At 75.2% G+C, this 11,874-nt stretch carries 14 protein-coding genes; 9 read left to right on the top strand and 5 right to left on the bottom strand.

Annotation, left to right across the window (positions count from 1 at the left end; genetic code table 11):
* Positions 1-233 precede the first annotated feature (233 nt).
* Positions 234-1,415, bottom strand: coding sequence for a caspase family protein (locus MFF61_RS10230; protein ID WP_238235004.1), 1,182 nt, complete (start codon positions 1,413-1,415; stop codon positions 234-236).
* Between the two features lie 165 nt (positions 1,416-1,580).
* On the opposite strand from MFF61_RS10230, the gene MFF61_RS10225 reads away from it, so the two are divergent.
* The 4 genes from MFF61_RS10225 (at position 1,581) to hemW (ending at position 3,847) form a co-directional block, all read left to right on the top strand.
* The gene (locus tag MFF61_RS10225; protein ID WP_238235003.1) at positions 1,581-2,000 is read left to right on the top strand and encodes an acyl-CoA thioesterase; all 420 of its coding nucleotides are present in this window, start codon (positions 1,581-1,583) and stop codon (positions 1,998-2,000) included.
* Between the two features lie 75 nt (positions 2,001-2,075).
* Entirely contained in the window at positions 2,076-2,339 is a 264-nt protein-coding gene (locus tag MFF61_RS10220; RefSeq protein ID WP_238235002.1) for a hypothetical protein, read from the top strand.
* The gene (locus MFF61_RS10215; protein WP_238235000.1) at positions 2,336-2,644 is read left to right on the top strand and encodes a YkgJ family cysteine cluster protein; all 309 of its coding nucleotides are present in this window, start codon (positions 2,336-2,338) and stop codon (positions 2,642-2,644) included. The genes MFF61_RS10220 and MFF61_RS10215 overlap by 4 nt, the downstream gene beginning before the upstream one ends.
* A gap of 39 nt (positions 2,645-2,683) precedes the next feature.
* Entirely contained in the window at positions 2,684-3,847 is a 1,164-nt protein-coding gene (gene hemW / locus MFF61_RS10210; RefSeq protein WP_238234999.1) for a radical SAM family heme chaperone HemW, read from the top strand.
* 36 nt (positions 3,848-3,883) lie between these two features.
* Here the strand turns inward: hemW and MFF61_RS10205 are convergent, their stop codons facing one another.
* A complete protein-coding gene (locus MFF61_RS10205) occupies positions 3,884-5,119 on the bottom strand; it encodes a penicillin-binding protein activator (protein WP_238234998.1) in 1,236 nt (411 codons plus the stop codon).
* A gap of 294 nt (positions 5,120-5,413) precedes the next feature.
* Between MFF61_RS10205 and MFF61_RS10200 the strand changes: the two genes are divergently transcribed.
* The 4 genes from MFF61_RS10200 (at position 5,414) to MFF61_RS10185 (ending at position 8,146) form a co-directional block, all read left to right on the top strand.
* Positions 5,414-6,400 (top strand): catalase family peroxidase, encoded by a 987-nt coding sequence (locus MFF61_RS10200; protein WP_238234995.1) that lies wholly within the window; start codon positions 5,414-5,416, stop codon positions 6,398-6,400.
* 75 nt (positions 6,401-6,475) lie between these two features.
* A complete protein-coding gene (gene rsmI / locus MFF61_RS10195; RefSeq protein WP_238234994.1) occupies positions 6,476-7,429 on the top strand; it encodes a 16S rRNA (cytidine(1402)-2'-O)-methyltransferase in 954 nt (317 codons plus the stop codon).
* A complete protein-coding gene (locus MFF61_RS10190) occupies positions 7,426-7,815 on the top strand; it encodes a YraN family protein (RefSeq protein ID WP_238234993.1) in 390 nt (129 codons plus the stop codon). Before rsmI ends, MFF61_RS10190 begins: the two co-directional genes overlap by 4 nt.
* 103 nt (positions 7,816-7,918) lie before the next feature.
* Positions 7,919-8,146, top strand: a complete 228-nt coding sequence (locus MFF61_RS10185) for a hypothetical protein (RefSeq protein ID WP_238234992.1) — start codon at positions 7,919-7,921, stop codon at positions 8,144-8,146.
* 47 nt (positions 8,147-8,193) lie between these two features.
* Here the strand turns inward: MFF61_RS10185 and MFF61_RS10180 are convergent, their stop codons facing one another.
* Positions 8,194-8,511 carry a response regulator gene (locus tag MFF61_RS10180; protein ID WP_373324669.1) on the bottom strand — a complete coding sequence of 106 codons (318 nt, stop codon included), beginning with the start codon at positions 8,509-8,511 and terminating at the stop codon, positions 8,194-8,196.
* 423 nt (positions 8,512-8,934) lie between these two features.
* Here MFF61_RS10180 and MFF61_RS10175 point away from each other — a divergent pair, with 423 nt between their 5' ends.
* Positions 8,935-9,813, top strand: a complete 879-nt coding sequence (locus MFF61_RS10175; RefSeq protein WP_238235174.1) for a glycine betaine ABC transporter substrate-binding protein — start codon at positions 8,935-8,937, stop codon at positions 9,811-9,813.
* On the opposite strand, the gene MFF61_RS10170 is transcribed toward MFF61_RS10175, so the two are convergent.
* Both MFF61_RS10170 and MFF61_RS10165 read right to left on the bottom strand, forming a co-directional pair.
* Positions 9,801-10,421 carry an alpha/beta hydrolase gene (locus MFF61_RS10170; RefSeq protein WP_238234988.1) on the bottom strand — a complete coding sequence of 207 codons (621 nt, stop codon included), beginning with the start codon at positions 10,419-10,421 and terminating at the stop codon, positions 9,801-9,803. The two genes, MFF61_RS10175 and MFF61_RS10170, sit on opposite strands and share 13 nt — an antisense overlap.
* On the bottom strand, positions 10,418-11,710 hold the full coding sequence (locus MFF61_RS10165) for a c-type cytochrome (RefSeq protein ID WP_238234987.1): 1,293 nt from the start codon (positions 11,708-11,710) through the stop codon (positions 10,418-10,420). Before MFF61_RS10165 ends, MFF61_RS10170 begins: the two co-directional genes overlap by 4 nt.
* Positions 11,711-11,874: the final 164 nt, after the last annotated feature.

Raw genomic sequence — 11,874 nt, 5'->3', positions numbered from 1 at the left:
CTGCACAAGAGCCCTGATCGGGTTTACAAGTCTTGTACAGCAATCACCGGGGATGAGTTCTACGCCATTCGGCGTAGCCGAGAGCTTTCGTTCGGCCTAGGCCGGGTGATGACTGCGCCGCAGCAGCTGCTCGCCCGCGTCGCGCCCGGGACTGGCAGACCGGGCGCTGCCGATCACGGGAGGAAGCGGGGGACGCCCGCGTCCCGACCGGACCCGTGCGGGCACGCGTGCGCTCACTCCGCCAGCGGGGCGCGGCGGCAGCAGCCGACATAGTCGCCGTGCACCCAGCCGGTCTCTCCCGAACGCAGGCGCACCTTGAGCCAGATGCCCTGGCTGCCCTCCACGGTGAACAGCGCCTCCGGCCCGAGCTTGCGCAGGCGCTCGCCCTCCCGCGCGCTCGGCCGGCTGCGCAGCGCGAGCCAGTTGTCGCCCCGCGGATCGAGCATGATCGGGTGGTTGAAGAGGCCGGACCGCGCGTCGCGGGAGGCCGGCGGCCCGGCGGGAGGCGGGGATGCGGCCGCGACGGCTGCGGGAGGGGCCGGGGCCGGGCGCTCCGCCGGCTGCGGGAAGGGGGCCGGCGGTGCCGCAGCCGGCATCGCGGTGGCGGGCGGCGCCTCGCCCGCGAGGCTGATGAAGCGGGCGCCGCGCACCTCGTTGTAATAGGCCGGCACCTGCTTGTGCGGCACCGTCTCGGCGAGCTTCACCACCTCGTCGCGGACCGTCTCGCCGAGATCGATCAGGTTGAGCCCGGGGCGCTTCAGCTGCTCGACGAAGACGCGGGTGAACACCGAGTTCGGGCTGGCATCCCGGCCCGGCAGGCGGTCGAGGGCCTGCTGGCCGGCTCCCGCCGCGTAGAGCGAGAAGACGCCCTCGGCGGGCTCGCTGCGCGCCAGCCCGCGGGCGAGCCCGAGGCTGCGGGTGCCGGTGCGCGGGAACGGGTTGTCGCGGCAGGCATCGATCACCATCACGACCACCCGCGCGCCGCGCTCGCGCAGGGCCGCGCTCAGGTCCGCCTCGGCGAGCGCCCGGGTGCGGGCGAGCAGCTCCTGGCCGGGCTCGATCGCCGGGATGTCGGCCGGCAGCAGGTAGTTCGTGCCCTGCAGCGCGATGCCGTGGCCCGCGAAGTAGAACAAAGCCGTGTCGCCGGGCTGGACCTGATCGGCGAAGCGGCCGAAGCGGCGCAGGAAGGCTTCCTGGGTCACCTCGGCGGTGAGCAGCGTGACCCGGTAGCCGAGGGCGTCGAGGGCCGCCCCCACCGCTCGCGCATCCGCCACCGGGCGCTCCAGCCGCGCACCGGCCCCGAGATTCGGATAGGCGTCGACCCCGACCACGAAGGCATGGCGGCCGGCCGCCCGGGCCACACCGCCGGCCACGCAGACGAGAAGCACCAGCCCCAGACAGATCAGCCGCCGCACGCCCACCCTCCGTCGCGGCCACGATAAGCACGGCCCCAAGCCGCGTGCAACGCGAGCAAACCCCGCGTCCAACGCGAGGAGCCCGGCGTGCGGCGCGAGGAGCCCGTGGCGCGGGCGGGGAAACCGCCTATGCTCGCCTCCTCACCAGGGGGTGCCGCACCGACCATGACCGCCACCGCTGATCCGACCGAGTCCCGCCCGAGCGGCGACCTCACCGTCCGCACCATCGCGATGCCCGCCGACACCAACGCCAACGGCGACATCTTCGGCGGCTGGGTGATGTCGCAGATGGACCAAGCCGGCGGCATCGCCGGGGTGGAGCGCGCGCAGGGGCGCGTCGTGACGGTGGCGGTGGAGGCGATGAGCTTCATCCGCCCGGTGCGGGTGGGGGATGTCCTGTGCGTCTACACCCGGGTCGGCCATGTCGGGCGCACCTCGATGAAGATCCAGATCGAGGCCTGGGCGCGGCGCTTCCGCACGCAGCACCGCGAAAAGGTGACGGAGGCGACCTTCACCTTCGTGGCGATCGACGACGAGGGCCGCCCGCGCCCGGTGCCGCCCCCGCCGGTGCCGGATCGCGACTGAGGCGGAAGGGGACCTTTCACGGCTGCGCTGCATTGTCGGAGTCCCCCGCCGCGTCGCGCGGCCCCGGAGTCCGGCATGTTCGAGTTGTGGGTTCAATCCGTCCTGCTCACCGTCGAGGCGCAGGGCGTCATCGCGCAGCGTCTCGCCCTGCTCGCCGTCGGCGACGCGGCAGCCACCGTGGAGGCGCACAGGATGGTGAGCGAGAAGGTCGGGGCGCTCTGCGAGGCCTGCGGCACCCTGATGGGCGGCGGCGGCGCGGTGGCGGTGGTCGCGCGCTACCGCGAGCACGTGGCGGCCAATGCCCTGCGCCTCGCCGGGCCGGGTCCCGACGCCGCGTGACCGCGGCGGCGTTCGACTGCCGGACCTGCGGGGCCTGCTGCGCCTATTCGGCCGAATGGCCGCGCTTCTCCACCGAGGACGACGCGGCGCTGGCGGCCATTCCGGCCGGCTTCGTGGACGAGGCCGCCGGGCGGATGCGCTGCGAGGGCGATCGCTGCTCGGCGCTGGCGGGCCGCATCGGGGTGGAGGTCGCCTGCCGGGTCTATGCGGTGCGCCCCGAGGTCTGCCACACCTGCGAGCCGGGCGACCCCGAATGCCTGATCGCCCGCCGCCGCTTCGGCCTGCCCCTCGGCGCGGCGCCCTGAACCCTTGTGCGGGCGCCCGGGCGGCGGCACATCGGGCGCATGATCGATCATCCCACCCGAGACGTCGGTTTCGGGGTCTACCTGCACTGGCCGTTCTGCGCGGCGAAGTGCCCGTACTGCGACTTCAACAGCCATGTCCGGCACGCCCCGCCGGACGAGGCGGCGTGGCGCGCGGCCTTCGCGCGCGAGATCGCGCACGTGGCCGCGCTCACGCCGGGCCGCACGGTCACCAGCATCTTCCTCGGCGGCGGCACGCCCTCGCTGATGCAGCCCGCCACCGTCGGGGCGCTGCTCGATGCGGTGGCGGGCGCCTGGAGCCTCGCCCCGGACGCCGAGGTGACGCTGGAGGCGAACCCGACCAGCGTCGAGGCGGAGCGCTTCCGCGGCTATCGCGCCGCCGGGGTCAACCGGGTGTCGCTCGGCGTGCAGGCCCTCGACGATGCCTCCCTCAAGGCGCTCGGCCGGCTGCACAGCGCCGAGGAGGCGATGCGGGCGGTCGAGACCGCCGCCCGGCACTTCGCGCGCTATTCCTTCGACCTGATCTACGCCCGCCCCGGCCAGACGCCGGCCGCCTGGGCGGCGGAGCTGCGCGCGGCGATCGCGCGGGCGGCCGAGCACCTGTCGCTCTACCAGCTCACCATCGAGGAGGGCACGCCCTTCCACGGCCTCGCGGCGGCGGGCCGGCTGGTGGTGCCGGAGGAGGAGACCGCCCGTGCCCTGTTCGACGTCACGCAGGAGGTCTGCGCGGCGGCGGGCCTGCCGGCCTACGAGATCTCGAACCACGCCCGGCCCGGCGCGGAATCGCGCCACAACCTGCTCTACTGGCGCTACGGCGAGTATGCCGGCCTCGGGCCGGGGGCGCATGGCCGCCTCGTGCGGCCGGAGGGCCGCATCGGCACCGTCACCGAGCGCCGCCCGGAGGCGTGGCTCGACCGCGTCGCCCGCGACGGCCACGGCCTCACGGCGACCGAGATGCTGTCGCCCGCCGAGGAGGGCGACGAGTTCCTGCTGATGGGGCTGCGGCTGCGGGAGGGCATCGATCCGGCGCGCTACGCGGCGCTCTCCGGCCGCGCGATCGATCCGGACCGTCTCGGCGGCCTGATGGCGGAGGGGCTGGTGCGGCGCACGCGCTCGGGCCGGATTGCCGCCACCGCCAGGGGCGCGCCGGTGCTGAACGCCGTCGTGGCGGAGCTGGCGGCGTGACGCCGCGCCGGTCGGCGCCGCGCCGACCGGCGCCGCTCAGGTCCCGGACGGGCCCAGCGCCCGCGGGGCCGGGCTCACCACCGCGGCCGCGGTGCCGCGGATCTCGAACACCGCCAGCGCCCGGTCGCTCAGGCCCTCGGGCCGGAACCGGAAGGTGCCGTCGATGCCCGCGAAGCCCGAGGGATTCGTCAGGGTGGTCTCTGCGAAGCGCTGCGACCCGTACTGCCGGTTGAGCGCCGCGGCGAGCGACACGGCGTCGTAGGCGAGCGAGGCGACGCGCACCGGATCGCTGCCGAAGCGGGCGCGGTAGCGCTGGGCGAAGCTGGCGTAGCCGGCCGGATCGACCGCCGCGAACCAGCCGCCCTGGAGGGCCGGCAGGGCGAAGACCCGCGGGTCGTTCCAGAGCGCGGTACCGACCGGCTTGACCCGGGCCGGGTTGAAGCCCGCGCGGGTCAGCGCGCCCGCCGCCGCGCCCAGGCCCTCGGGCGTGTCGGGCAGGAAGAGCACGTCGGCCTGCGCGCCCGGCCCGGCGATCAGCGGGCCGAGCCGCGCCACCGCCGGCCCCGGATTGCCGGCCGGATAGCGTTCGAGCGCCACGAGCCGCCCGCCGCGGCGGGCCACCGCCTCGCGGAACTGCGCCTCGACGGCGTTGCCGTAGGTGGTGTCGGGGATCAGCGCCGCGAAGGAGCGCCGCCCGGCACTCGTCACCTCGTCGACCACGCGGTCGACCTCCGGCTGCGGCAGGAAGCTCAGGAGATAGACGCCCCGGGCCGCCACGCTCGCGTCGGTGGAGAAGGCGATCACCGGCTTGCCGGCCGGTCGCAGGGTCGCCGCAGCGGCCTGGACGCTGCCGGCGAAGAGCGGGCCGATGACGAGTTCGGCCCCCTCCGCCAGCGCCGCCGCCGCCGCCTCGCGCGCGCCCTCGGGCGAGCCGCGGTCGTCCTTGACGACGAGCCGGAGGTCGGGGTTCTGGAATTCCTGCACGGCGAGCTGCGCGGCGTTGCGCATCGCGGCCCCGGCCGCGGCCCCCGGCCCGGTGAGAGGCAGGATCAGCGCGACCTTCACGCTGCCCGCGCCGATCCCCGTGCCGTCCGCGAGGCCCGGCGCGGGGGGCGCCTCGGCCACCGGGCGGGTCGCCATCACGGGGCTCTCCATGCCGCCGCAGGCGCCCAGGCCGAACGCCAGCGCCAAGACCGGCACCAGGACCGGCGCAAGCCGCCGCACGCCGCCCCGCAGGGCGGCCGTGACGCCGCCCGAGCGCAATCCTGCCATCGCCCCGCCCCCCGCTGCGGCCCCGCCGCCCTTCGCCGCCGCGCAAAAGGGTAGACCACGGGCTGGCCGGGCGCGAGGGGAGGCGGCGTTTCCGGCACGAGTGCGGCCTGCGCGTCACAGGCCCGCGCCGCCGCCCGCTGCCGACCCTCGCCCGCCTGCGCCTGCGGCTCCCGGCAGCGGGACGCATGGGCGGGCGGTTGAGAACAGTTCTACGAAGTTGTTATTGGTGGGTGCCGTGACGGTCGTGTAGCCGTCCGCTGGGGCCGGCTGCGGCCGACACGAGGGGACGTTGCCATGAGAACGACACGCATGCTGCGCGCCGGCGCCGCGCTGGCCGCCGCCCTCGCCGCACCGGCCGCGTTGGCGCAGGACGCCGACCCGCAGGCGATCGTCGCCGGGCAGTTCGCGATCGGCGGCAACCATCCGGGCGTGCGCGCCAGCGGCGCCAAGGGCACCTGCGTCAGCGGCACCTTCACGCCGACCCCGGAGGCCGCCGGCCTCTCGAAGGCGCCGCACTTCGCCAAGCCGACGCCCATGACGGCGCGCTTCTCGATGGGCGGCAGCAACCCGAAGATCTCGGACAAGACCAAGGCGGTGACCCGCGGCTTCTCCATGCGCTTCAAGGACACGAGCGGCGACTTCGTGCTGGTGTTCATCTCGGCGCCGGTCTTCGGCACGAGGACGCCCCAGCAGCTCCTCGACGCCCTCACGGTGCGGCTGCCGGGCCCGGACGGAAAGCCGGATGCCGAGAAGGTCAAGGCCTTCGTGGCGGCGAACCCCGAGACCACGCGGCAGGCCGCATGGCTCAATGCCCGCCCGGTGCCGGCGAGCTTCGCGGGCGTCGATTACTGGGGCGTGCACGCCTACACGCTCACCGACGCCAAGGGCAAAGCCACCGTGATGAAGCTCAAGACCGCGGCGGCGGCGGGCCAGCTCGGCCTCTCGGACGACGAGCTGAAGGCCAAGCCCGACAGCTTCTACGCGGACGAGCTGACGGAGCGCCTCGCCAAGGGGCCGGCGACCTTCGACCTCGTCGGCATCCTGGCCGAGCCGGGCGACCCCACCAACGACGCCACCGCCTCCTGGCCGGAGGACAGCCGCAAGACCGTGAAGCTCGGGACGGTCGCGGTGGCGGCGATCGAGCCCGCCGCCACCTGCGACGGGGCCACCTTCGATCCCGTCGTGGACGTGCCGGAGGGCGTCGCGGGCCCGGCCGACGACCCGATGTTCGCCATCCGCTCGCCGGCCTACGCGGTGTCCCTGTCGCGCCGCTCGCAGTAAGAGTGCGCGAGCCGCATCCGGCGGTCCGCTGCCCCTGGCCCGGGGCGATGCTTCCGTGCGAGGCTCGGGGCCGAGATGACCCAGCGCAACGATGCCCCCTCCCGCCGACCCGAGGCCCCCGGCCGCGGGCCGGCCGTCTTCACCGCCTTCGGCCTGGCCGCGGAGGCCGAGCCGCTGGCGCCCGGCCTGCACGTCGTGGCGACGCCGATCGGCAACCTCAAGGACGTGACCTTCCGCGCCCTCGCGACGCTCGCCGCCGCCGACGCGGTGCTGGCGGAGGACACCCGCGTCACCCGCACACTGCTCGCGCATTACGGCATCACCACCCCGCTCGTGGCCTATCACGAGCATTCGGGCGAGGCGGTGCGCGAGCGGATGATCGCCCGCATGCAGGCGGGCGAAGCGCTGGCCCTGGTCTCGGACGCGGGCACGCCGCTGGTGTCGGATCCGGGCTTCAAGCTGGTCCAGTCGGCGATCGAGGCGGGGCTCGCCGTCACGCCGGTGCCTGGCCCCTCCGCGGCGATCACCGCGCTGATGGCCGCGGGCCTGCCCACCGACCGCTTCTTCTTCGAGGGCTTCCTGCCGCAGAAGGCCGGCGCCCGCCGCAACCGGCTCGCCGCCCTGGCGGCGGTCCCCGGCACGCTGGTGCTGTTCGAGGCGCCCCACCGCCTGCCCGAGATGCTGGCCGACGCCGCCGAGGTGCTGGGCGGAGCGCGCCGCGCCGCGGTGGCGCGCGAACTCACCAAGCTGTTCGAGACCGTGCGGCGCAGCGACCTCGCCGGGCTTGCGGCCGACTACGCCGCCTCCGGCCCGCCGAAGGGCGAGGTGGTGGTGGTGATCGGCGCCGCCGTCGAGGCGCCCCCGGGGCCCGAGGCCGATGCCGATCTCGACGCGCGTCTCACCGCGGCGCTCGCGCGGCACTCGATCAAGGACGCGGCGGCGCTCGTGGCCGACGAGACCGGGCAGAAGCGGCGGGACGTCTACGCCCGCGCCCTGGCGCTCGCCCGCCGCGCCGACGAGGACCCGTGAGCCGCGAGGCGCCGGAGCGCCGGCACCGGCGCCGCACCACCTACCTGCGCGGGCTCGGCGCCGAGCGGCTCGCCCTGCTGGCCCTCATGCTGAAGGGCTACCGCCCGCTCGCCCGGCGCTTCGCGGCGGCGGGCGGCGAGGTCGACCTCGTGGTGCGGCGGGGACGCGTCATCGCCTTCGTGGAGGTGAAGGCGCGCCCGACCCTGGACGAGGCGCTGGCGGCGATCGATGCGCGCAAGCGCCGGGCCTTCTCCCGGGCGGTGCGCGCCTGGATCACCCGTCACCCGGCATCGGTCGCCCTGACCCTGCGGGCGGATGCGGTGGCGGTGGCGCCGGGCCGCTGGCCGCGCCACGTGGTCTCGGCCTTCGAGATCGAGACTCTGTAGCCGACGTCGCAGTGCCGTTCATCTGCTGTGCATCGCAGCATCGATAGGCTAGACCACAAGCTCGGCAGGACCTCGGCCGGGGTTGCTGCGCCGTGGAGGCATCATGCGGAGTGGATTCGGTTGCGACGCCTGCGGCAGCCCGGCCGTGCGGCTGCCTCTGGACCTGCATGAGGACGCGCCGATCCAGTGCGACGGCTGCGGCTGCACGCTGATGGCCTGGGGGGCGTTCAAGCGCCGCGTCGAGGCCGAGATGTCCCGGGAGGCCGGCGAGCGGAGCACCGCCGCGGTACGCCCGGCCGAGCGCGCGGCCGACACGCCGTTCCGTCCCTGAGACCCTGCCGGACCGTCGATCCGGCCGAGCCCGGACTGGCGGCCGGGTCAGGCGGTGGTGGCGCCCTGGATCGCGGCGATCAGGGTGCGCTTGAGGTCCTGCTGGCTGAACGGCTTCTGCACCACCGGACGGTCGCGGAACGGCTCGCGGATGCCCGCGCCGCCATAGCCCGTGGAGAAGACGAGCGGCAGCCCGCGCCGCACCACGGCCTCGGCCACCGGGTAGATCGGCTCGCCCGCCACGTTGACGTCGAGGATCGCGACCGCGAAGGTCTCCTTCTCGGCCATCTCCAGCGCCGTGCTCAGGCGCGCGGCCGGTCCCACGACGTCGCAGCCGAAGTCGAGGAGCATGTCCTCCAGGAGCATCGAGATCGCCGCCTCGTCTTCCACGACGAGCACCCGGGCTCCGTTCAGAATCTGGTCGCTTGTGTCCGTGCTCACGCCGGAGGCTCTTTCCTCAACGCCTCGCACCGAGGCCAACGCCGTTACCCTGTCGATGTCGGGATCGCCGATGGCCGGCGGCGCGGCGAACCCGCTCGCCCGCGCCCGCAGTCGAACCGTGCCGTCCCGGGTCGGGAAGGCGAACGAGGCCTCGCCTGGAAAGGCAGTCATGTCAAGCGTGGCAGGAGCGGTTCTCCGGCCCGGCCGGAGCACAGGGTTGCCAGGGGACAAACGATGAACTCCGTGTCCTCGCGATGGTTCTTCCGACGGGATGCCCGGCGCGCGGCCGGGGGCGACGTTTCGCCCCGGGTGAGCCGGCGCGGGCTGGTCCTCGGCGGGCTCGGGCTGATGGTGCGACCGGCGCGCGGCCAGGATTCTGGAAGCCAGGATCCTGGAGGCGACGCCACACCCGTCACGGTGGCCTCGAAGGGCGACGCGGAAGGCACGCTGCTGGGCCAGATGATCCTCCAGACCCTTCAGCGCCTCGGCCTCCCGACCCGCGACCGGCTCCAGCTCGGCCCGACCCGGATCGTGCGCGCGGCCCTTCTGGCGGGCGAGATCGACGCCTACCCGGAATACACCGGCAACGTCGCGTTCTTCTCCGGCACCGAGACGGATCCGCTCTGGAAGAGCGCGCAGGCCGGCTACGAGGCCGCGCGGCGCTTCGACGCCCCGCACGGCCTCGTCTGGCTCGCGCGCGCGCGCGCGAACAATTCCTGGCAGATTGCCGTCAGGGGCAGCCTCGCGCGGGCGCAGGGCCTCGCCACGATGGCGGATTTCGCCCGAGCGGCGCGGGCCGGGCTCATCAGGCTCGCGGCCTCGGCGGAATTCGTCGAGAGCCCGGCGGCGCTCGCCGCCTACGAGGCTGCCTACGGCTTCCACCTGCCGCGCGAAGGCATCGTCACCCTGCCGGGCGGCGACACCGCCGTGACCCTGCGGGCCGCCGCGCAGGGCATCAGCGGCGTCAATGCCGGCATGGTCTACGGCACCGACGGGGCGATCGACGCCCTCGACGTGGTGGTGATGGCCGATCCGCAGGGCGCGCAGATCGTCTACGAGCCCGCTCCGGTCTTCCGGCAGGCGGTGCTGGCCCGCCACCCCGCCATCGCGCCGGCGCTCGACCGGATCTTCTCCGGCCTCGACCTGCCGACCCTGCGCCGGCTCAACGCCCGCATCGCCGTGGAGGGCGAGACCCCGGACGCGGTGGCGCGGGCCTATCTCGGCTGAACCCCCGCCAGCCACGCCTGCGCCCGGGCGAGATCCGCCTGGGTCAGGCCGTGCCCGGCCGGCAGCACCTCGTGCGTCACCGCCGCGCCCGCCGCGCCGAGCTGCGCGGCGAGCCGGGCGGCGTTCTGCGCCGGGACGATGGGATCCAGGCTGCCGGAGAGGATCAGCACCGGCCGCCCGGCGAGGTCGGCCGCGGGCGGCTCGGCGAGGGGCACCATCGCGCGGATCAGGAGCGCGCCGGCCAGCACCTCGGGATGCAGGAGGAGCATCGCCGCCGCGATGTTGGCGCCGTTCGAGAAGCCGACCGCGAGCGGCGCCGGCAGGCCGTAGGTCTCCCGCGCCGCGCCCACGAAGGCCGCAAGGTCCGCCGCCCGGCGGCGCAGATCCGCCTCGTCGAACACGCCCTCGGCCAGCCGGCGGAAGAAGCGCGGCATGCCGTTCTCCAGCACCGGCCCGCGGGGCGAGAGCAGCGCGGCGCCGGGGGCGAGCATCCGGCCGAGGGGCATGAGGTCGGTCTCGTCGCCGCCGGTGCCGTGCAGCAGCAGGAGCGGCGGCCGGTCCGGCGCGCCGGCGGGCTCGAAGCGATGGACGAAGGACTGGATGCTCACGGCGTCGCCTTCTCCTTGGTCGCCTTCTCCAGGAAGCGCACCAGGGCCTCCCGGTCGCCCGGATCGCCGATCGTCTGCTCGGGCATCTTGGTGCCGGGGGTGTAGCGCGCCGGTCCGACCTCGAACAGCCGGGCGATGGTCTCGGCGGACCAGACGATGTCGAGGTGCTTGAGCGCGGGCGAATAGGGATAGCCGGGGGCCGTCGCGATCCGGCGGCCGAAGACCCCGTGCAGGGTCGGCCCGGCGCGGTTGCCGCCGTCCGGCGTGAGCGTGTGGCAGGCGACGCAGGCCTTGAAGACCTCGGCCCCGCGCTCTCCGTCGAGGCCGGCGAAGACGTCGGGCGGGCGGGTCAGCGCCAGCGGGCCGATCGGCTCGCCGCTCGTCATGTCCCAGCGCCGCACGAGGCGGTCCGAGCCGCCGGTGAGCAGCTCGCCGTCGGGCCGGAAGGCCACGGACCAGACCGGCAGGCCGGGGCCGACGAGGGTGAAGCGCAGGACGGCCGCCTTGCGGTCGATCACCGCCACCGATCCCCCGACCGTCGCGGCCGCGATGCGGGTGCCGTCGGGCGACAGGACGAGCGCGATCACCGGCCGCGGCCCGAGCGCGACGGCTGCGCGCTCGCGCCCGTCGGGGGCGAGCAGCCGCACGCTGCCGTCCGCCCCCGCCGCCGCGATCTCCCCGTCCGGGGCGGCCGCCACCGCGTTGAGCGGGGTCGGCAGCGCCACCGCGAGATCCGGCCCGTCCCCGGCCGGCCACAGGCGCAGGGTCGCGTCGTAGCCCGCCGTGGCCAGCCGGCCGTCGGGCAGGAACGCGACTCCGTTGACATTGCCCCTGTGCCCGGAGAGCTCCCGCACCGGCCCGCCCGCGAGCGGCCGCACCCGGGCGGTGCCGTCCCAGGAGGCCGAGGCGAGCAGCAGCCCGTCCGGCGACACCGCGAGGCCCGCGACCGGCCCGGCATGATCGGCGAAGACCTCCAGCGGCTCGGGGCGGCCGAGCCGCCAGAGGGCGATGCGCCCGTCCTCGCCCCCGGTGGCCATGCGCCCGTCGGGCAGCGCCGCCACCGCGTTCACCGCCCCGTCGTGGAAGCGCAGCACCGCGAGCGCCGCACCCTCGTCGATGCCCCACAGGATCGCCGACTGGTCGAAGCTGCCGGAGATTGCGAGCCGCCCGTCCGGGGCGACCGCCAGCGCCCGCACGGGGCCGCCATGCCCGCGCATCGGCGCCTCGGACCGTGCGGCCGGGGCGAGGGCGAGGAGGGCCGCGCAGGTGAGGAGGAGAGGACGGAGCATCGGGAACCGGGCGGCTGCGCGACGACGGAGAGGGGACGCCGGACGCCCTCTCCCGAGCGGGGAGGGGTTCCCGACGCCTCAGCCGTGCGACGGGGACCGGAGCCGCGTCCCAGGCTTACGGACGTTCCCGCGCGTGTCAAACGGGGACGCCCGCGCGACCTCGT

It is taken from the genome of Methylobacterium isbiliense, assembly GCF_022179325.1.
Classification (GTDB): Bacteria; Pseudomonadota; Alphaproteobacteria; order Rhizobiales; family Beijerinckiaceae; genus Methylobacterium; species Methylobacterium isbiliense.
The sequence above is the reverse complement of the archived record's forward strand: the minus strand, read 5'-3'. Positions and strand labels throughout refer to the sequence as shown.